19 protein-coding genes are annotated in these 18,703 nt (G+C 62.3%); 7 read left to right on the top strand and 12 right to left on the bottom strand.

What is annotated here, in order from left to right; genetic code table 11:
* Nucleotides 1-23 precede the first annotated feature (23 nt).
* The 5 genes from KEM63_RS13980 to KEM63_RS13960 all read left to right on the top strand — a co-directional run bounded on the left by KEM63_RS13980 (nucleotide 24) and on the right by KEM63_RS13960 (nucleotide 4,651).
* Nucleotides 24-773 (top strand): TerC family protein, encoded by a 750-nt coding sequence (locus tag KEM63_RS13980; RefSeq protein ID WP_223652682.1) that lies wholly within the window; start codon nucleotides 24-26, stop codon nucleotides 771-773.
* A gap of 54 nt (nucleotides 774-827) precedes the next feature.
* Nucleotides 828-1,781, top strand: coding sequence for an ABC transporter ATP-binding protein (locus KEM63_RS13975; RefSeq protein WP_223652680.1), 954 nt, complete (start codon nucleotides 828-830; stop codon nucleotides 1,779-1,781).
* Nucleotides 1,778-2,539, top strand: a complete 762-nt coding sequence (locus KEM63_RS13970; protein WP_223652678.1) for an ABC transporter permease — start codon at nucleotides 1,778-1,780, stop codon at nucleotides 2,537-2,539. The genes KEM63_RS13975 and KEM63_RS13970 overlap by 4 nt, the downstream gene beginning before the upstream one ends.
* 94 nt (nucleotides 2,540-2,633) lie before the next feature.
* Nucleotides 2,634-3,284, top strand: coding sequence for a phosphoribosyltransferase (locus KEM63_RS13965; RefSeq protein ID WP_223652676.1), 651 nt, complete (start codon nucleotides 2,634-2,636; stop codon nucleotides 3,282-3,284).
* Nucleotides 3,281-4,651, top strand: coding sequence for an erythromycin esterase family protein (locus KEM63_RS13960; protein WP_223652674.1), 1,371 nt, complete (start codon nucleotides 3,281-3,283; stop codon nucleotides 4,649-4,651). Before KEM63_RS13965 ends, KEM63_RS13960 begins: the two co-directional genes overlap by 4 nt.
* A 21-nt stretch (nucleotides 4,652-4,672) precedes the next feature.
* On the opposite strand, the gene KEM63_RS13955 is transcribed toward KEM63_RS13960, so the two are convergent.
* The 7 genes from KEM63_RS13955 to KEM63_RS13925 form a co-directional block, all read right to left on the bottom strand.
* Complete coding sequence (locus KEM63_RS13955; protein ID WP_223652672.1) at nucleotides 4,673-6,472, bottom strand: glycoside hydrolase family 15 protein; 1,800 nt, start codon at nucleotides 6,470-6,472, stop codon at nucleotides 4,673-4,675.
* A 25-nt stretch (nucleotides 6,473-6,497) separates the two neighbouring features.
* Nucleotides 6,498-7,487, bottom strand: coding sequence for an SDR family oxidoreductase (locus tag KEM63_RS13950; protein WP_223652670.1), 990 nt, complete (start codon nucleotides 7,485-7,487; stop codon nucleotides 6,498-6,500).
* A 120-nt stretch (nucleotides 7,488-7,607) separates the two neighbouring features.
* Nucleotides 7,608-8,615: a nucleoid-associated protein YejK gene (gene yejK, locus KEM63_RS13945; protein WP_223652668.1), complete on the bottom strand. Its 1,008-nt coding sequence runs from the start codon at nucleotides 8,613-8,615 to the stop codon at nucleotides 7,608-7,610.
* 74 nt (nucleotides 8,616-8,689) lie between these two features.
* Complete coding sequence (locus tag KEM63_RS13940; protein ID WP_223652666.1) at nucleotides 8,690-11,539, bottom strand: valine--tRNA ligase; 2,850 nt, start codon at nucleotides 11,537-11,539, stop codon at nucleotides 8,690-8,692.
* A gap of 122 nt (nucleotides 11,540-11,661) precedes the next feature.
* Nucleotides 11,662-12,144 carry a hypothetical protein gene (locus tag KEM63_RS13935; protein WP_223652658.1) on the bottom strand — a complete coding sequence of 161 codons (483 nt, stop codon included), beginning with the start codon at nucleotides 12,142-12,144 and terminating at the stop codon, nucleotides 11,662-11,664.
* A 3-nt stretch (nucleotides 12,145-12,147) separates the two neighbouring features.
* Nucleotides 12,148-12,579 carry a DNA polymerase III subunit chi gene (locus tag KEM63_RS13930; protein WP_223652656.1) on the bottom strand — a complete coding sequence of 144 codons (432 nt, stop codon included), beginning with the start codon at nucleotides 12,577-12,579 and terminating at the stop codon, nucleotides 12,148-12,150.
* Between the two features lie 132 nt (nucleotides 12,580-12,711).
* Nucleotides 12,712-14,202: a leucyl aminopeptidase gene (locus tag KEM63_RS13925; protein ID WP_223652654.1), complete on the bottom strand. Its 1,491-nt coding sequence runs from the start codon at nucleotides 14,200-14,202 to the stop codon at nucleotides 12,712-12,714.
* 156 nt (nucleotides 14,203-14,358) lie between these two features.
* Here KEM63_RS13925 and lptF point away from each other — a divergent pair, with 156 nt between their 5' ends.
* On the top strand, nucleotides 14,359-15,465 hold the full coding sequence (gene lptF, locus KEM63_RS13920; protein WP_223652652.1) for an LPS export ABC transporter permease LptF: 1,107 nt from the start codon (nucleotides 14,359-14,361) through the stop codon (nucleotides 15,463-15,465).
* Nucleotides 15,452-16,513, top strand: coding sequence for an LPS export ABC transporter permease LptG (gene lptG, locus KEM63_RS13915; protein ID WP_223652649.1), 1,062 nt, complete (start codon nucleotides 15,452-15,454; stop codon nucleotides 16,511-16,513). Before lptF ends, lptG begins: the two co-directional genes overlap by 14 nt.
* On the opposite strand, the gene KEM63_RS13910 is transcribed toward lptG, so the two are convergent.
* From KEM63_RS13910 to folE, 5 genes are all read right to left on the bottom strand, one after another.
* Nucleotides 16,510-17,007 carry an RDD family protein gene (locus KEM63_RS13910; RefSeq protein WP_223652647.1) on the bottom strand — a complete coding sequence of 166 codons (498 nt, stop codon included), beginning with the start codon at nucleotides 17,005-17,007 and terminating at the stop codon, nucleotides 16,510-16,512. The two genes, lptG and KEM63_RS13910, sit on opposite strands and share 4 nt — an antisense overlap.
* A 27-nt stretch (nucleotides 17,008-17,034) precedes the next feature.
* Entirely contained in the window at nucleotides 17,035-17,370 is a 336-nt protein-coding gene (locus KEM63_RS13905) for a HopJ type III effector protein (RefSeq protein ID WP_223652645.1), read from the bottom strand.
* A complete protein-coding gene (locus tag KEM63_RS13900; RefSeq protein WP_223652643.1) occupies nucleotides 17,367-17,669 on the bottom strand; it encodes a DUF1244 domain-containing protein in 303 nt (100 codons plus the stop codon). The genes KEM63_RS13905 and KEM63_RS13900 overlap by 4 nt, the downstream gene beginning before the upstream one ends.
* Before the next feature lie 101 nt (nucleotides 17,670-17,770).
* Nucleotides 17,771-18,145: a dihydroneopterin triphosphate 2'-epimerase gene (gene folX, locus KEM63_RS13895; RefSeq protein ID WP_223652641.1), complete on the bottom strand. Its 375-nt coding sequence runs from the start codon at nucleotides 18,143-18,145 to the stop codon at nucleotides 17,771-17,773.
* Nucleotides 18,142-18,699, bottom strand: coding sequence for a GTP cyclohydrolase I FolE (gene folE, locus KEM63_RS13890; RefSeq protein WP_223652639.1), 558 nt, complete (start codon nucleotides 18,697-18,699; stop codon nucleotides 18,142-18,144). Before folE ends, folX begins: the two co-directional genes overlap by 4 nt.
* Nucleotides 18,700-18,703 lie beyond the last annotated feature (4 nt).

Raw genomic sequence — 18,703 nt, 5'->3', positions numbered from 1 at the left:
CCCCATTTTTCGAGTGACACGACATGTTCGAGTGGATATTTCTGCCCGAGGCCTGGGTCGCACTGGCGACGCTGCTTGCCCTGGAAATCGTTCTGGGCATCGACAACATCATTTTCATTTCCATCCTCGTCGGACGGCTGCCCGAAGCACAACGAGACCTGGCGCGGCGGCTCGGGATTGGCTTTGCACTGGTGTCGCGCCTGGCACTGCTGTTCAGCCTCGCCTGGATCATCGGGCTGGTCGAGCCGTGGTTCACGGTGTTCGGCGAAGAGATATCCGGCCGCGATGTGGTATTGATCGTTGGCGGGCTGTTCCTGCTGGCCAAGTCGACACACGAGATTCACAGCAGTCTTGAAGCGGCGCCCAGCGAAGGCGGTTCCATCGCCAGCTACGGCTTCTACTCGACGGTCATACAGATCGGCCTGCTCGATATCGTGTTCTCGCTTGACTCGGTCATCACCGCCGTGGGTCTGGTAGAGCACATCTCGGTGATGGTCATTGCCATCGTCGGCGCGGTGGTGGTGATGCTGTTCGCGGCCAAACCGATCGGAGAGTTCGTCGACCGGCATCCGACGATCAAGATGCTGGCGCTCTCGTTTCTCATCCTGATTGGTTTCACGCTGGTGGCGGAAGGCTTCGACGTACATGTGCCCAAGGGCTACGTCTACTTTGCGATGGCGTTCTCGATGGCGGTGGAGCTGCTCAATATTCGTGTTCGCCGCGGGCGCAAGGCCGAGCCGATCCGGCTCAACCGCGATCTGGGCGAACAGTAATCGCAACAGCGCGCTGCGTTGCAGTCAGGCGAAGCGCGCCACAGAGGAGGATCCGTGGACCCGATCATCCGTATCAGCGGGCTGACCAAGACGTACCAGTCTGGTTTTTCCGCGCTCAAGGGCGTGAGCCTGAGCATCAATCGCGGAGAGATATTCGCTTTGCTGGGGCCCAACGGTGCCGGCAAGACGACGCTGATCAGCATCGTCTGCGGCATCGTCAATCCGTCCGGTGGGGAGGTGCTGGTCGATGGACATGACATCCAGCGTCAGTATCGCCGCTCGCGTTCGCTGATCGGCCTGGTTCCCCAGGAACTCACCAACAACATGTTCGATACGGTCTGGGCCACGGTGAACCTCAGCCGCGGCTTGTTCGGCAAGCCGCCGGACAAGCCGCTGGTCGAGCGGATCCTGCGGGACCTGTCACTGTGGGACAAGCGCCACGAGCGGATCATGAACCTCTCCGGTGGCATGAAGCGGCGGGTGCTGATCGCCAAGGCACTGTCGCACGAGCCTGCCATCCTGTTTCTCGACGAGCCGACTGCCGGCGTCGATGTGGCCTTGCGCCGCGACATGTGGGAGATGGTCCGTCGTCTGCGCGACAACGGCGTGACCATCATTCTCACCACGCATTACATCGAGGAAGCCGAGGAAATGGCCGACCGGATCGGGGTGATTACCGGGGGGGAGCTGGTTCTGGTGGAAGAGAAGGCGACGCTGATGCGCAAGCTCGGCACCCGCCAGCTGACGGTCCACCTGCAGCAGCCCATGGCAGCCGCGCCCGCTTGGCTGGAAGGACTGCCGGTGCAGCTCAGCGAGAACGGCTACGCGCTGGTTTACTCCTTCGATGCTCTGCACGAGCAGACCGGTGTGGCAGAGCTGTTGCGCAGGCTCGATCAGCACGGTGTCGAGTTCCGGGATCTGCACTCCAGCCAGAGCTCGCTGGAGGATATCTTCGTCAGCCTGGTGCATGGCGGCCGTCAGGCTGATGCTATGGAGGCGCCGCTATGAACCTGTACGGGGTCAGGGCCATCTATCTCTCCGAACTGTCGCGCATGTGGCGTACGCTGTTCCAGAGCGTTGCCTCACCGGTCATTTCCACTTCGCTGTATTTCATCGTGTTCGGCGCGGCCATCGGGGGGCGCATGGAGGAAATCGGCGGTGTCAGTTACGGGGCGTTCATCATTCCCGGGCTGATCATGCTGATGCTGCTCAATGAAAGCATTTCCAATGCATCCTTCGGTATCTACATGCCCAAGTTCACCGGGACCATCTACGAGGTGCTCTCGGCGCCGGTGTCGCCGCTGGAGATCGTTGTCGGCTACGTCGGCGCTGCGGCAACCAAGTCGGTGATTCTCGGACTGCTGATACTGCTGACCGCACGCCTGTTCGTCGACTACCACATCGAGCATCCGCTATGGATGTTTTCCTTTCTGGTACTCACCGCCGTCACCTTCAGTCTGTTCGGCTTCATCATCGGCGTGTGGGCGGATGGGTTCGAGAAGCTGCAGATCATTCCGCTGATGATCGTCACGCCGCTGGCGTTTCTCGGTGGCAGTTTCTATTCGATCACCATGCTGCCGCCGTTCTGGCAGACGGTCACGCTGTTCAACCCGGTGGTATACCTGATCAACGGCTTTCGCTGGAGCTTCTACGGCACCGCCGACGTGCATGTAGCGGTCAGCGTCGGGATGACCGCGATTTTCCTCGCGGTCTGCCTCGCCGGGGTGTGGTGGATATTCCGTACCGGATACAAGCTCAAGCCGTGAAAGGCACGAACCCGGCGACATTTTTGTCGCCAGGTTTGAACAGCCGCCGCTGGCGCCTGTCTGTGGTGTAGATAACCACTTATGGGGTGCCACCATGCTTTTCAAAAACCGAACCCATGCCGGGAATGTGCTCGCAATGGCGTTGAGCGACTATGCCGGTCAGGACAACACACTGGTCCTGGCGCTGCCGCGCGGTGGCGTTCCTGTCGCAGCACGGGTTGCTGAAGCGCTGGACCTGCCGCTGGATCTGTTGATGGTCCGCAAGCTTGGCGTCCCGGGTCAGGAAGAATATGCGATGGGTGCGCTGGCGCAGGGCGGACATTGCTTTTTCAACCACGATGTGATCGACGAGCTGCGCCTGACCGCCGAAGAGATCGACATGGTCATCGAGCGCGAGACCGCCGAGCTGGCACGTCGCGAACAGCTGTATCGCGGCGACGTGGGCGAGCCGGCAGTCAGTGGCAAGACGGTCATTCTGGTTGACGATGGTCTGGCTACCGGGGCCACCATGCGTGTCGCGGTCTGCGCCCTGGAGCAGAAAGGCGCAGCGCGCATTATCGTTGCGGTACCGGTCGGCGCGGCAGAAAGCTGCGAGCGTTTCGACAACCGTATCGATCGGGTGGTCTGTCCGCATCGCCTGTCTCCGCTGCGCGGTGTCGGCATGTGGTATGACGATTTCAGCCAGACGTCCGACGCCCAGGTCATCGAACTGCTCGCCACCCACGACCAGGGAGTGACTGCATGATTGAAGCCGACACCGATGATCGCCTGATCGCTGCGATCGAGCAGCATGCGACGACGCTCGAGGGTCAGCCTGCGGATTTCGACGCCATCATTGAAGCCGCGCGTGACAAGCAGGTGGTGTTGATCGGGGAGGCCTCCCATGGCACAGAAGAGTTCTACCGGCACCGGGCGCTGATCACCCGCCGTCTGATCGAAGAACTGGGATTTGCAGGAGTCGCGGTCGAAGCGGACTGGCCTGATAGCTACGCTGTAAACCGCTACGTCTGGGGCCGCGAGCCAGACATGGCGGCGAGCCAGGCGCTCAGCGCGTTCAAGCGGTTTCCTCGGTGGATGTGGGGCAATATCGAGGTGCGCGATTTCGTTGCCTGGCTGGCCGAGTTCAACGCTTCGGTTGAGCAGAAAGACAAGGAAGAGCGCCCGGTAGGTTTCTACGGGCTGGACCTGTACAGCATGGGCAGCTCAGCCCATTCGGTCATCCGTTATCTGGAAAAGGCTGACCCGCCGGCAGCCAGACGGGCTCGCGAACGCTATGCCTGCCTGCACGAATTCTTTGGTGAGCCGCATTTCTACGGCCAGTCGGTCGCCTTCGGCTTGAGTCCCTCCTGCGAGCAGGCGATTACCGAACAGGTCATGGAGCTGCAGAATCAGGCCCAGCGACGCCTGCTCGGCCTGGGGCTGGTGGCCGGAGAAGAGCAATTCGCCGCCGAGCAGAACGCCAGACTGGTGCGCAACGCAGAGGGCTATTACCGCGCGGCATTCGGCGGCCACGAGAGCAGCTGGAATCTGCGTGATAGTCATATGTTCGAGACGCTGCAGGCGCTACGTGCGCACCTGTCGCACCAACTGGGTCGTGATGCGCCGATGGTCGTCTGGGCGCACAATTCGCATATCGGCGATGCGTCGGCCACCGAGATGGGCCGCCGCGGCGAACACAATATCGGCCAGCTTGCCCGCGAGCATTACGGCGACAAGGCGCTGCTGATCGGCTTCTCGACAGCCGAAGGCGAGGTGACCGCCGCATCGGACTGGGACTCGCCAGCCCAGGTCAAGCGCGTGCGCGCACCCCTTGCGGACAGTTACGAACGGGTCTTTCAGCAGGTGTCAGCGGACAGCTTCATGATCGACCTGCGCCAGCACAACGAGATGAACGAGCTGTTGTCCGAGCCCCGGCTGCATCGCGCCATCGGCGTCATCTACCGACCCGAAAGCGAACGTCAGAGCCATTACTTTCGCAGCACCCTGACGCGGCAGTACGACTTCCTCGTCCACATCGACTGGACCGCAGCGCTGCGCTCGCTGAGCGATCCCTCGGGAGAAACGGGCGGTGTCGGCCAGGAGCCAGCGGAGACCTACCCCAGCGGGCTGTGAACGGGCCCGGGCTCGGGGCGGCTAGAGCATCGGCTTGTAGCTGAAGCGCTCCGGCTGGCCCCCGCGATGCGCCTGCTCGCACGCGTCGATGAAGTACGCCGTCTTGACCAGCGCCAGATGAGACAGCGCTTGGGGAAAATTGCCCAGCAAGCCGTGCTGTGGGTCCCACTGTTCAGACAACAGTCCGACATCGTTGCGCAGCGCAAGCATCCGCTCGAACAGCGCTTCAGCTTCGGCATCACGCTGTTCCAGCAGCAGCGTATCGATCAGCCAGAACGAGCACGTCAGAAACGCGCCTTCGTCGCCAGAAAATGCCTGTTGCGGCCTGAAACGGTGTACCAGTCCGCCGCTGCACAGATCCTCTCTGATCCATTTCAGCGTTGCCTGCACCCGCGGATCATGCACGGGCAGAAAGCCGAGCAACGGGATCATCAGCAAGCTGGCATCCGGGAAAGCGTCTTCGTAGCTCTGCTTGAAGGCGCCGCGCTCGCTGTCCAGACCCTTGGCGCACACGTCGCGGTGGATGGCGTCCCGCGTTTCCCGCCAGAGCTCAAGCGGGGCTGACAGCCCGAAGGCTTCGGCATCGCGGATCGAACGGTCCAGAGCAACCCAGGCGTAGACGCGCGAGTGGGTATAGTGGCGCCCTTCGCCGCGGAGCTCCCAGATGCCTTCATCCGGATCACGCCACCGCTCGACCACGTGGTTGACCAGCTCGCACTGGCGCGACCAGGTCTCCGCGTGCGTGTGCAGACCGCCTCGGCGTGCACTGTGCAACAGGTCCATCAGCTGACCGAAGACATCGAGTTGATGCTGCGTATCGGCGGCGTTACCCGTGCGCACGGGCGCTGAAGCGGCGTAGCCGGGCAGCCAGTCAAGCTCCGTTTCGGCAGGTGGGGCCTCGCCCTGAACGTCGTACAGAACGTGAATCTGTCCCTGTGTCCGGTCCATCAATGCGAGCAACCAATCGCGCCATGCCTGTGCTTCATGCTTCAGGTCCGAGTCGATGAACACATCCAGCGCGAGCACGGCGTCGCGGATCCAGCAGAACCGGTAATCCCAGTTCGCGGAGCCGCCGATCGCCTCTGGCAGGGACGTGGTGACCGCGGACACGATGCCGCCGCTCGGTGCGTGGGTCAGCGCCTTGAGCGTTATCAGCGAGCGCACCACCGCGTCCCGCCAGCGCCCCTGGTAACTGCACCGTCCGACCCATTCGCGCCACCAGTGCACGCAGGCCCTGACAGCGTCATCGGGGTCAGGCAGCGGCCCGGTTTGGCGGTGCTCCTGCAGATAGGTCAGGGCCAGATACTTGCGCTGCCCCGGTCCGATGGTGAAATGAGCGGTCATGGCCAGGTCGTCTGTCTTCAGCACGCAGTCGCTCCGCAGCAGCAGGCTGGCGTTGTCATCGCTGACCATCAGTCCATCGGCACTGTACCCGGGCCTGACCCGGCGGGCGCCGTAGCCGAATGCGGGCTGACAGGTACTGCGCATCGCCACGTCGCCCTGCAGCCCTTCGACCACCCGTATGATGGTGATATCGCCTTCCAGGGGCATGAAGTCGGTAATGCGCACGCTCCCGCTGGCCGTGCACATCTCGGTGCACAGCACCAGCGTGTCTGTCCTGTAATAGCGCTTTACCGCGACCACCGTGTCGCTGGGCGCGAGTTGCCAGCACCCATGCTCCGGCTCGCCCAACAACGCGGCGAAGCAGGCCGGCGAGTCGAAACGGGGCGGGCAGAACCAGTCGATGCAGCCATTGCGCGCCACCAGCGCCGCGCAGCGCTGATCGCCGATCATCGCGTAGTCACTGATGGCCTGCGGCACAGCGTATCTCCCGGGATCGATTGTCTTAGCGGCGCTTCAGCGCCCAGAGCAGCAGGAGCGGTAACACGGTTGCTGCCGCCAGCGTCTTGCGATGCATGGTTGCCCATAGCTGATTACTGTGCCCGCGGGCGCGACGATCGAAGCGTCCGTGACTTCCCATATCGCGGTTGACGGGCTGAAACAGATTGTCCTCGCGATCTGCGACGGGCGTCTCGGATTGCTGCCCCTCATAACCGTCGGTTTCCAGCACCTCATCGGCCAGCCAGGGCACTAGCTTGTTGCCCCAGATGGTTTTGACGGCCGGGAACCCTATGCAGACCTCGCGGCGGCGCTGGTGTGCTGCCCAGACGATGCCCTTCGCAGCGACTTCTGGCTGAAATATTGGCGGAACCGGCTGCGCCCGGTTGGGCAGGCGGTTTCGCGCCCAGTCGAACTGAGGCGTGTTGAAGGCGGAGAGGTGCACAGTGGTCACGTGCACGGCGCTGTTGTCGTGCATGAGTTCCACACGCAGCGAGTCGGTGAAGCCGCGACAGGCGAACTTGGCTGCGCAATAGGCCGACTGTAATGGAATGGCGCGGTAAGCCAGGGCCGAGCCGACCTGCACGATGGTGCCGCGGTTGCGCGCACGCATGTGTTTCAGTGCAGCCAGCGTGCCGTGCACCTGGCCCAGATAGGTCACTTCGGTAACGCGTCGATATTCCTCGGCGGTCATCTCGGCGACTGGAGACAGCACGGTGACCATGGCATTGTTGACCCAGATATCGATCGGACCGAGTTCGGCTTCGATGCTGTCGGCGGCTGCCTCTACTGCCTCCGCGTCGGCAATATCCAGTGTCCGCACCCAGGCCCGGCCGCCCGCAGCCTCGATCTCAAGACGCGCGCCCGCGAGGCCTTTCTCGCCGCGGGCGAGTATGGCAACGGTCGCTCCGCGGCGGGCGAATTCGACCGCAGTCGCGCGGCCGATGCCCGCCGACGCGCCGGTGACCACGACGATCCGGGGGTGGCTCGAGGTCATGGCGCACCTCTGCCGGAGGCCGCGCCTGTGCTGAATAGGGAAGGGGACACGCGCATGAGGCCTCCGGAAGCGAATCGATTGACGGCTTCCCAGACGACCCTCGTGTCAGACCGATGGTTCCTAGCGGCGCTTCTTTTGCAGTTGCTGGATGAGCCCCTTGGGCGGGTGGCGGATGACAAGCGAATCCTCGCCTTCATCGTATTCGACGCGCTCACCGAGCAGATGTGCCTCGAAACTGATCGACAGGCCGTCGGCCTTGCCGTAAAAGCGCATGAAGTTGTTCAGGGTACGCTTGTCCGGTGGGATCTCCGGCGACAGCCCGTAGTCCTTGTTGCGAATGTACTCGTAGAAAGCCCGCGGCTGTTCCTCGTCGATCACGCCCGACAGCTCTTCCAGCGCAACCTGTTCGCCCTGACGGGCCTGACTGCTGACATAGCCGCTCATGGCCTTGGTCTTGTCCTTGATGCTGGCCGGCTCCATGTCCGCCTCGCCCACATAGTCCTGAAACGCCTGAAGCAGGGTAGTCGTTTCTTCCTCCGGATTGGCGCCTTCGACGCAACCGATGAAATCCCGGAAGTAGTCCGAAACGCGTTTGCCGCTGCGCCCGCGAATGAAGGATATGTACTGCTTCGACGTCGCGTTCTGCTTCCATTCGGCCAGATTGATACGCGCCGCCATGTTCAGGCTGGACAGATCCAGATGGCGCGCCGCCGCTACATTCAGGTCGTCGGTGACGGTGACGCCTTCGGTATGGTGCAGCAGGGCGATGACCAGAAAGGGCGTCATGCCCTGGCGGTAGCGGATGAACAGCACGTGACCGCCGAGCGCCAGGTTCGAGCCTTCCATCAAGGTTTTCAGATGCTCGGTGGCCTGGGTCGAAAAGCGTACGAAGTCGATGTCGTCATCGACGAGTTGCTGCAGCCAGCCGCTGAACGGATAGGCGCCGCTTTCTCCGTGAAAATAGCCCCAGGCCTTGTTCGGCTTGCTGTTATACGCCTCGATCAACCCGGCGAGCAGTTGCTCCAGCGCCTCGGAGCTGGCCAGTTCAGCCTCGCGCAGCGTCAGGCTGGCCGGTTGACCGTCAGGCTTCTTGTGAATCTGATGGACGATGCTGTTATCGATGGGCATGAGTGGTATCCGCGAACCGTGGGTGGGGCGTGTTTCGCTCGCCAAGGGGAGGGCATGCCTCCCCCCCGAGAGCATCAGAGACTGGCGATATGCGCGCGTTGCTCGCTGAATTGCGCCAGAGCCTGTTGGGCTTCGGCCAGCTTTGCCTTTTCCTTGTCAATGACCGCGGGCGGAGCCTTGTCGACGAAGCCTGCATTACCCAACTTGCCGCCGATGCGTTTCACTTCACCGTCCAGGCGCTGGATTTCCTTGTCCAGGCGCGCGAGTTCGGCATCCTTGTCGATCAGACCGGCCATGGGCACCAGCACTTCCATCTCGCCGACCAGCGCGGTAGATGACAGCGGAGCTTCTTCACCAGCCCTGAGCACCTTGACCGAATCCAGCTTGGCCAGCTTGGCCAGCAGCGGTTCGAAATCGGCCAGGCGGCGCTGATCCTCTGCGCTGGCGTTGTCCACGATGATGTCGATGCGCTTGGCCATGGAGATTTTCATCTCGCCGCGGATCTGCCGCACGCCGAGCATCAGTGCCTTGACCCATTCGATATCTGCCTCGGCATCCGCATCGATGCGGTTCTCGTCGGCCACCGGCCAGGGCTGCAGCATGATGGTGTCGCCTTGCTTGCCGGCCTGACCCTTGATGCGCTGCCAGATCTCTTCAGTGATGAAGGGCATGAACGGGTGTGCCAGGCGCAGAATGGTTTCCAGTACTCGTACCAGCGTGCGGCGGGTACCGCGCTGGCGTTCCACTTGCGCGGTCTCGTCCCAGAGCACGGGTTTGACCAGTTCGAGATACCAGGCGCAGTACTCGTCCCAGACAAACTCATACAGTGCCTGAGTGGCGAGGTCGAAGCGAAAGGCGTCCAGCTGGCGCGTCACTTCCTGTTCGGTTCGTTGCAGAGCGGAGATGATCCAGCGGTCTGCTGCGGCGAGCTCGACCGGTTCACCGTTGACGCCGGTGTCGAAACCATCGGTATTTTCGGTCACGAAGTTCGCCGCATTCCACAGCTTGTTGCAGAAGTTGCGATAGCCCTCGACGCGGCCCATGTCGAACTTGATATCGCGGCCGGTCGAGGCCAGCGAACAGTTGGTGAAGCGCAGCGCGTCGGTACCGTAGGCGGCGATGCCATCGGGGAATTCCGCGCGGGTCTGTTTTTCGATCTTCGCCGCCAGCTTGGGCTGCATCATGCCGCTGGTGCGCTTGGTCACCAGTGATTCCAGGTCGATGCCGTCGATGATGTCCAGCGGGTCAAGCACGTTGCCCTTGGACTTGGACATTTTCTGACCCTGCCCGTCGCGCACCAGACCGTGCACGTAGACCGTCTTGAACGGCACCTGCGCGGTGCCGTCATCGTGCTTCATCAGGTGCATGGTCAGCATGATCATGCGTGCGACCCAAAAGAAGATGATGTCGAAGCCGGTGACCAGTACATCAGTGGGGTGAAAGGTCTTCAGCGCAGCGGTCTGTTCCGGCCAGCCGAGCGTGGAGAAGGTCCACAGCCCCGAGCTGAACCAGGTGTCGAGCACGTCCTCGTCCTGACGCAGCGTAATGTCGCCCAGGTTGTGCTTGTTGCGCACTTCGGCTTCGTCGCGACCAACGTATACGTTGCCCGCTTCGTCATACCAGGCCGGTATGCGATGGCCCCACCACAGCTGGCGCGAGATACACCAGTCCTGGATGTCGCGCATCCAGGAGAAATACATGTTTTCGTACTGCTTGGGGACGAATTGAATACGGCCGTCTTCTACCGCAGCGATCGCCGGCTCGGCCAGCGGCTTGGTCGATACGTACCATTGGTCCGTCAGCCAGGGTTCGATCACCACGCCGGAACGATCACCCTTGGGCACCTTCAGTGCGTGAGGCTCGATCTTTTCCAGCAGGCCGGCGGACTCGAAATCCTCGACGATTTTCTTGCGTGCCTCGAAGCGATCGAGGCCGGCATAGGCTGCCGGCAGGCTGGCATCGACGTCGTTGTTCACGCTGCCGTCGATGTTGAACACCTGAGCGCGGGCCAGGACCACGGCGTTCTGATCGAGCACGTTGATCAGCGGCAGGTTGTGCCGCTTGCCGACTTCATAGTCATTGAAGTCGTGCGCCGGGGTCATCTTCACGCAGCCGGTGCCGAACTCTGGGTCGCAGTAGTCGTCAGCGATGATTGGAATGCGGCGGCCCACCAGCGGCAGCTCGACGAACTTGCCGATCAGTGCCTGATAACGCTCGTCGTTCGGGTTCACTGCGACGGCGGTATCACCCAGCATGGTTTCCGGCCGCGTGGTGGCAACCACCAGGTACGTCTGACCTTCAGCCGTTGTGGCGCCATCGGCCAGCGGATAACGCAGATTCCACAGCGAGCCGGTCTCGTCATGGTTCTCCACTTCCAGATCGGATATCGCCGTGTGCAGTTTCGGATCCCAGTTGACCAGCCGCTTGCCACGATAGATCAGGCCATCCTCGTGCAGTCGCACGAAGGCTTCACGCACGGCGTTGGACAGTCCCTCGTCCATGGTGAAGCGCTCGCGGCTCCAGTCCACGGAGCTGCCCAAACGGCGGATCTGCCGGGTGATGTTGCCACCTGACTCTTCCTTCCATTCCCAGACCTTGTCCAGAAACTTGTCGCGGCCCAGATCGTGGCGGGACTGGCCCTGCGCGGCGAGCTGGCGCTCGACGACCATCTGCGTGGCGATACCCGCGTGGTCGGTGCCCGGCTGCCACAGGGTGTTGCGCCCCTGCATGCGGCGGAAGCGGATCAGCGCGTCCATGATCGAGTTGTTGAAACCATGGCCCATATGCAGGCTGCCGGTGACGTTCGGCGGCGGTAGGGCAATCGTGTAGGACTCACCCGAACCCTGCGGAGCGAAATAGTGATTCTGCTCCCAGGTCTGATACCAGGAGGATTCGATGGCGTGCGGCTGGTAAGTCTTGTCCATGCGGTTCTGGGTGTCCGGAATGTGGCGGTGGCAATGCACGCGGCGCACGCGGAGCGCGCGGCGGTGTCACGGAAAACGGCCATTATAGCGAGGGGAGCGGCGAGCGTCCCAGCCCGATCGGCTTATTTGAGCTGCTCGCGAACGATCTGCTCGAGCCTGGCCTTGAGACGGTTGCGCAGTTCGGCTTCGATCGTCGGAATCATGTCGTCGATCACGTCCTGCAGGATCAATTGCGCTTCGGCCTGAAGACGCGCCTCAAGGCGAAGTTCCCTGGCAGTGGGATGGGTGCTGTCGCGCTCGTCGGTGACCGGCGTACCGAGCAGACGGTCGAGTTGGACACGTTCCCGGGCCAGCCGCGCCAGCGAGTCGTAGGGCAGAAAGGGGTTGGCCGAGCGGGTGGCAGCAGGCGACGCCTCGGGTTGCGTCGGTCGCGACTCGGTAAGCGGCGTATCGATCGGGTCGGTGATGACATCCTGCAACAGCGGTATTTCCATCTGCTCTTCTTCGGCAAGCAGATTGTCCGGATCGTGCTCGTCAAGCAGGGTGCGGATCGACTCCAGGTCTTCCAGTAACCGTGAGGGCTCCGAGGGATCGCGATGCGTCATGGCTCATCCTGCCGTGCGAATCTGGTGGGACTTCAAAGGATAGCCCCGATCGCGATAAAAGCGGAAGCGCTCGCGCGCCGGTATACGGACGTCATCGTGCTCCACGACGATCTCCGCCAGCCGAGTGAAGCGGCTGAAGAACCCCGGCGTGTTCTGCGCCAGATTGATCAGCAGATCATGATGCGGATCGGGGTCCTCGCCGGCGCCGCATACAATCGCCTGGTCCGGCTGATCACTATGTAGTGCATGCGGCAGGAAGGCATCCGGCTTGAATGACCACAGCAGCTCATCGAGCGCTTCCGCCTGCGCCACGTCGGCGCAATGCAGATAGACCCTGTGACCCTTGGTCCAGGCCTTGTGAGCCAGACGACAGGCGTAATCCAGCCGCGCTTGCGGCTGGTCGCTGGTCAGCAGGTAGAAATCGATTCGCGTCATCAATAAAACTCGCTTGAGGCTGTAGGCTGAACGCTCGGAGCCGGAATGCGTTGAGCGCATCGGGCTATGCATCGATACAGCTTATCTTCGCGGTCAGGCCTTTCAGCCTAAAGCCTTCAGCCGCCCTCGCTGTTACTGCGCCTGGTTGATCAGATACTGCGCAAGCAGCGGCACCGGTCGGCCTGTCGCGCCCTTGTCCTTGCCGCCGCTGGTCCAGGCGGTGCCGGCGATATCCAGGTGCGCCCACGGGTAGGCCTTGGTGAAGCGCGAAAGGAAACAGGCTGCGGTGATGGTGCCGGCCTTCGGGCCGCCAATGTTCGCAATGTCCGCGAACGGGCTGTCGATCTGCTCCTGGTATTCATCGAACAGAGGTAGTTGCCAGGCGCGATCGTCAGCCTGCTGGCCGGCGGTCAGCAATTGCTGCATGAGTTCGTCATTGTTGCCCATCAGGCCGCTGGTGTGCGCACCCAGGGCCACTACGCAGGCGCCGGTAAGGGTCGCGATATCAACCACACTGGCCGGATTGAAACGCTCGGCGTAGGTCAGCGCATCGCAAAGCACCAGGCGGCCTTCGGCGTCGGTGTTGAGGATTTCGATGGTCTGACCGGACATGCTGGTGACGATGTCGCCAGGCTTCGTCGCGGTGCCGCTGGGCATGTTCTCGGCGGCGGCAATCAGGCAGACCAGATTGATCGGCAGCTGCATGCCGACCACGGCCTTGAGCACCCCGAACACGGTCGCCGCTCCGCACATGTCGTACTTCATCTCGTCCATGCCTGCGCCGGGCTTGATGCTGATGCCACCGGTGTCGAAGGTAATGCCCTTGCCCACCAGCATGTGTGGCTTGTCCTTGGACTTGCCGCCGTTGTAGGTGAAGCGGATCAGCTTCGCCGGCTCGGCACTGCCAGCACTTACCGACAGCAACGAACCCATGCCAAGCGCCTTCATGTCCTTTTCGTCGAGCACTTCGACGTCGAGTTCCTTGTGCTGCTTGGCCATCGCCTTGGCTTCCTTGGCCAGATACGTCGGGGTGCAGACGTTGCCTGGCAGGTTGCCCAGGGTGCGGGTCAGATCGGTGCCGTCGCTGATGGCCTGGCCGTGCAGCACGCCGCGCTCGACCACAGTCGCCTCGGCCTTGTCGCCGGTCCACAGCAGGACCTTCTTCAGGCGTGGCGCGGTGGCCTTCTTGCTCTTGAACTGGTCGAACTGGTACAGCGCCTCACGCGCGGTTTCGACCAGCAGACGGGTACGTGCGTATACGTCACGACCCTTTACCTGCAGGGCGGGGAGGGTGATCAGCGCATCGGTCGCGCCGCCGTCCTTGAGCGTGCTGATGACCTTCTGTACCAGCTTGCGATAGGCGCGGTCGCCGCGCTCCTCGTCCTTGCCGGCGCCGATCAGCAGCAGGCGCTGCGCCGTGATGCCGGGCAGACCGAAGAGCATCAGCGTATGACCGGCCTTCGCGCTGATGTCGCCATGCTTCAGTGCAGCTGCGAGCTGGCCGCCACAGGCCCGGTCCAGCTCGGCCGCCGGGCCGCTGAGGGTTTTGCCTTCGTTGACTGCTACAACCAGACAGCCGGTTTTGATGGTTTCCAAGGTGCCGTGCTTGACGCTGAACTCCATGGTACTCCCCAAGACAAATCAGGTGGATTGACTGATAATGCAGCCCATTGAACGACGTGCGCCCAATCCGGCAGCGTTTGCAACCAGGTGTGCTTTGTCTGCATTCTGGCCTATTCCCGGGTGCCCTTAAAGCCCCGGAGCCAAAGGAAACGTTTAGTGATTGTCTTTCGTTATCTCAGTCGCGAGGTATTGATGGCGCTCACCGCGGTGAGCGGCGTCCTCCTGCTGATCATCATGAGCGGGCGATTCATCAAATACCTCGCCCAGGCTGCCGCCGGACAACTGGATCCCGGCGTCCTGTTCATCATCATGGGCTACCGCCTGCCGGGCTTCATGGTCCTTATCGTGCCGCTGGGCCTGTTTCTCGGCATCCTGCTGGCTTACGGGCGCATGCACCTGGACAGCGAAATGACCGTGCTGGCGGCCACGGGTGTCAGCGATCGACGGATTCTCGGCTATACCCAGGGACCGGCAATGCTGGTGGCGCTGTTCGTCGGGCTGTTGAGTCTGTGGATTGCACCGGCAGGGGTGGTGAAAACCCAGCAGCTGTTCAATGAGCAGGATGCCATGACCGAGTTCGATACCCTGAGCGCCGGACGATTCCAGTCGATCGGCCGCGAGGCGCAGCGGGTGACGTATGCCGGGGCGCTGTCAGCGGACCGCACCGAGTTGCAGGAGGTCTTCATTGCCGAACGCAGTGATCCGGGCGATCCGGCCAGCCTCGGCGTGCTGATCGCTGAAAGCGGCCGGCAGCAGATGAACCCCGACGGAAGCCGCTATCTGGTGCTGGAAAACGGCTACCGCTATGACGGCAATCCCGGCACTGCCGAGTTCCGCACCATCGAATACGACGTCTACGGTGTGCTGCTGCCCAAGCCGGAGGTGGTGACCGAGATTACCGACCGTGAAGCGATGCCGACCAGTCAATTGCTGGGTCAGGACAACGCGCGCCTCCAGGCGGAGCTGCATTGGCGCATCGCCTTGCCCCTGCTGGTTCCCATCGTCGCTTTCTTCGCCGTGCCGCTGGCGCGGGTGAACCCGCGTCAGGGCCGGTTCCTCAAATTGCTGCCTGCCGTGCTGCTCTATATGGCCTATCTGGCAATGCTGATCAGTGCGCGCGGCTGGATGGAGGCAGGACGCACGCCTGCCTGGCTCGGGTTGTGGTGGGTGCACCTGCTGTTTCTTGCCATCGGAGTAGGCCTCAACCTTCGCACGCTGACCGCGCCCTCGGCGCCCAGGGGAGGTGTCCATGCGGCTGCTTGACCGCTATGTCGGCAAGTCCGTGCTCTCGAGTGTGCTGATCGTCTCGATGATCGTGCTCGGCCTGGACATGCTGTTCGCCTACATTGGAGAGCTCGAGGATCTGGCCGGCGGTTACGATGCGATACAGGCGCTGGTGTATGTCGTTCTGACTGCGCCCCGTCGGCTTTACGACCTGCTGCCCGTGGCAGTGCTGGTGGGGTGCCTGGTTGGCCTGGGAACCCTGGCGAGCAACTCGGAGCTGACCATCATGCGTGCCGCTGGCGTCTCCGTCGCGCGGATCATCGGTGCCGTGATGAAGCCGCTGGTGGTGCTGATGCTGGCCGGAGTGCTGCTGGGTGAATATGCGGCGCCGTATGCGGAGAATCTGGCAGAAAGCCGGCGAGCGATGGCCGTCGGCAGCAGCGAGGCGATGAAGTCGCGCGGATTATGGCATCGGGAGGGCAACGAGTTCATCCATATCAATGCGGTGCAGCCTGACGGCGTGCTGCGCGGGGTCACACGCTATCGGTTCGATGACGAGCGTCGCCTGACTGAAGCGAGCTTCGCCGAGCGCGCTACGGTGCAGCAGGATGACTGGCTACTCGAGGACATTCGGCTTACGCGGTTTGTCGAGAATGGGCACGCCGAAGTTGCCGTGGTCCCCAGTTCGCGATGGAACGTCGCGCTGTCGCCGCAGCTGTTGCGGATTCTGCTGCTGGATCCGGATGTCCTGCCGCTGACCGGATTGTGGCGCTATCAGAACTATCTGGCCGAACAGGAGCTGGACAACAGCGCCTACTGGCTATCGTTCTGGAAAAAATTGCTGCAGCCGCTGACCACGGCCACGCTGGTCTTTGTCGCCATTTCCTTCATCTTCGGACCACTTCGATCGGTTACGCTGGGCCAGCGCATCTTCACCGGGGTGCTGGTGGGCTTCAGCTTCCGGATCGTGCAGGATTTGCTCGGACCGTCCAGCCTGGTGTTCGGCTTCCCGCCGTTGATCGCGGTGCTGGCGCCGATCGTGGTGCTGCTGCTGATGGGGATCGTACTAATGCGCAGGGCCGGCTAGCCCTTGCGGTAGGCATCCTTCGGCAGGGTGACCATTTTCGTGCCCGAGGCGATGTCCTGCCAGCTGCGTGACTGACTGTCCCACAACTGCCAGAGAAAGCCGAGTCCGGCACACAGCCAGGCGGCCTGGGCCACCAGAAAGCGTATGGTCGCCTGGCGTGTCGTCACCGAGCGCCCATCCGGTTGCTGCAGACGCACGCGCCAGACCTGCATGCCCAACGTCTGGCCCTTTTTAGTCCAGAACAACACATAGAAACCCCAGGTCGCTACCAGCAGTACCAACGACAGCCAGATGTCGCCGATGAAGGCCCCTGCCTCGGCCCGCTCCTGCGTCTGCGCTTCACCTCCCGCTGCGATGTGCAGGCCGAGGTAGGCAAAGGTTGTGATCATCCACAGGGCGATCAGCAGGAAAAGATCATACGCCAGTGCAGCGAGGCGGCGAAGGAGGCCGGTGGCGGGAAACTCGCCAGCCGGAAGGAGTTGCTTGATGGCCATGTCAGGTCCGCAGGGCTGCGCCGCTGCCTAGCGGCGGGCGAGAGGGAAGGTCTGGAAGCGAACGCCGGCGAGCCCGCTACGCATGAGCGCGCGAATGTTGCCGTGGGCGGTGCCGTCGGGGTCCGCCAGCACTGCCTGGTAGTGCTCGGCAAAACACTGGAGCGCCTGCTCATCGTTCAGGCCGGTGTCGATGGCCATCGCCAGTACCCGGCACGAGCCCTGATTTTCAGACTCATCGTTATGCAGCGTGCCGTTGTCAAAGGCGCTCGGAGTGAACCGGTATTCGGCGTCGATAAAGGCAAGTGTGTCGGCAAAGCAGTGCGCAGGAGTTCCCAGGCGCTGCACGAAGTCCGTTCGGGTCATGCCTTGCCCTGCTTCTGGCTCTTGTCGAAGGCTGCCTGCTGTTCGGGACTGGCGTCGGTCTGGTACTTGGCCTTCCAGTCCGCGTAGGGCATGCCGTAGACCGCCTCGCGCGCTTCTTCGAGACTCAGGGCGATGTCCATGTCATCGGCGGATGCCTTGTACCATTTGGCCAGACAGTTGCGGCAGAAGCCGGCAAGTGTCATCAGGTCGATGTTCTGCACGTCCTTGCGGCTGCGCAGATGACTCACCAGGCTGCGAAAGGCAGCCGCTTCCAGCTCTATGCGCTCTTGCTTGGTCATGATCGACTCCAGAAAGGACAGGACGTAGTGGCTCGGATGATACTGGCCGAATATGTACGCGGCAATCGTTGCTGGCGCACCCCGCCACCCTGCCGCACGGGTCAGTCGCGTGACTGGCTGAGCGTGATCGAGACAGAGTCTGCGAAGCGCAGCGCATGGGGTTTGTCCACCTCCACTTCCGCATAGCGAACCTGGGGCTGCTGCATCACGATGTCGAGCAGCTCCTGGGTCAGACGCTCGAGCAAGGCGAAGCGATTGGTTTCGATATGCTGCAACAGGGCCTTGGTGATGGTGCGATAGTTCAGCGCATGATCGATGTCGTTGACCTGCACGGCGTCGCCAGCCGGGTACACAATGGTCACATTGACCACCACGTCCTGGCGGTTGCGGATCTCGTCTTCCTTGATGCCGATGTAGGTACGCGCCCGCAGATCCTTGATGCGGATGCGTGCCATGCCGGAAGCGAGACGGTTCATCGCGTGATCAGCTGCAGAAACTCCTGACGCGTGGTCCCGGAGTTGCGGAAGGCGCCAAGCATCACCGAGGTATGCATCGACGAGTTCTGTTTTTCCACCCCACGCATCATCATGCACATGTGCTTCGCTTCGATGACCACCGCCACGCCCTTGGCATGCGTAACCGACTGCAGCGCCTCGGCGATCTGGCGGGTCAGGTTTTCCTGGATCTGCAGCCGGCGGGCATACATGTCAACGATGCGCGCGACCTTGGACAGGCCGATGACTCGGCCAGTCGGGATGTAGGCTACGTGCGCCTTGCCGATGAACGGCAGCATGTGATGCTCGCACATGGAATACAGCTCGATGTCCTTGACGATCACCATCTCGTCATTCTCGGACTCGAACAGCGCGCCATTGACGATGTCGTCCAGCGATTCGTTGTAGCCCCGACAGAGAAACTGCATGGCCTTGGCCGCGCGCAGCGGTGTGCCCTGGAGGCCCTCGCGATCGGGATTTTCGCCAAGATCGGCAAGAATCTCGTGGTAGTGGCGGGTGAGGTTTTCGAGGCTCATCGTC

It is taken from the genome of Halopseudomonas nanhaiensis (genome assembly GCF_020025155.1).
GTDB classification, from domain to species: domain Bacteria; phylum Pseudomonadota; class Gammaproteobacteria; order Pseudomonadales; family Pseudomonadaceae; genus Halopseudomonas; species Halopseudomonas nanhaiensis.
The sequence above is the reverse complement of the archived record's forward strand: the minus strand, read 5'-3'. Positions and strand labels throughout refer to the sequence as shown.

Excerpts from the sequence above, each read along its gene's own strand:
- KEM63_RS13925 (WP_223652654.1), bottom strand. The coding sequence starts at position 14,202 with ATGGAGTTCAGCGTCAAGCACGGCACCTTGGAAACCATCAAAACCGGC.
- KEM63_RS13950 (WP_223652670.1), bottom strand. The coding sequence starts at position 7,487 with ATGACCTCGAGCCACCCCCGGATCGTCGTGGTCACCGGCGCGTCGGCG.
- KEM63_RS13930 (WP_223652656.1), bottom strand. The coding sequence starts at position 12,579 with ATGACGCGAATCGATTTCTACCTGCTGACCAGCGACCAGCCGCAAGCG.
- lptG (WP_223652649.1), top strand. The coding sequence starts at position 15,452 with ATGCGGCTGCTTGACCGCTATGTCGGCAAGTCCGTGCTCTCGAGTGTG.
- KEM63_RS13935 (WP_223652658.1), bottom strand. The coding sequence starts at position 12,144 with ATGACGCATCGCGATCCCTCGGAGCCCTCACGGTTACTGGAAGACCTG.
- KEM63_RS13905 (WP_223652645.1), bottom strand. The coding sequence starts at position 17,370 with ATGACCCGAACGGACTTCGTGCAGCGCCTGGGAACTCCTGCGCACTGC.
- folX (WP_223652641.1), bottom strand. The coding sequence starts at position 18,145 with ATGAACCGTCTCGCTTCCGGCATGGCACGCATCCGCATCAAGGATCTG.
- KEM63_RS13980 (WP_223652682.1), top strand. The coding sequence starts at position 24 with ATGTTCGAGTGGATATTTCTGCCCGAGGCCTGGGTCGCACTGGCGACG.
- KEM63_RS13900 (WP_223652643.1), bottom strand. The coding sequence starts at position 17,669 with ATGACCAAGCAAGAGCGCATAGAGCTGGAAGCGGCTGCCTTTCGCAGC.
- KEM63_RS13910 (WP_223652647.1), bottom strand. The coding sequence starts at position 17,007 with ATGGCCATCAAGCAACTCCTTCCGGCTGGCGAGTTTCCCGCCACCGGC.
- folE (WP_223652639.1), bottom strand. The coding sequence starts at position 18,699 with ATGAGCCTCGAAAACCTCACCCGCCACTACCACGAGATTCTTGCCGAT.
- yejK (WP_223652668.1), bottom strand. The coding sequence starts at position 8,615 with ATGCCCATCGATAACAGCATCGTCCATCAGATTCACAAGAAGCCTGAC.
- KEM63_RS13965 (WP_223652676.1), top strand. The coding sequence starts at position 2,634 with ATGCTTTTCAAAAACCGAACCCATGCCGGGAATGTGCTCGCAATGGCG.
- KEM63_RS13970 (WP_223652678.1), top strand. The coding sequence starts at position 1,778 with ATGAACCTGTACGGGGTCAGGGCCATCTATCTCTCCGAACTGTCGCGC.
- KEM63_RS13960 (WP_223652674.1), top strand. The coding sequence starts at position 3,281 with ATGATTGAAGCCGACACCGATGATCGCCTGATCGCTGCGATCGAGCAG.
- KEM63_RS13940 (WP_223652666.1), bottom strand. The coding sequence starts at position 11,539 with ATGGACAAGACTTACCAGCCGCACGCCATCGAATCCTCCTGGTATCAG.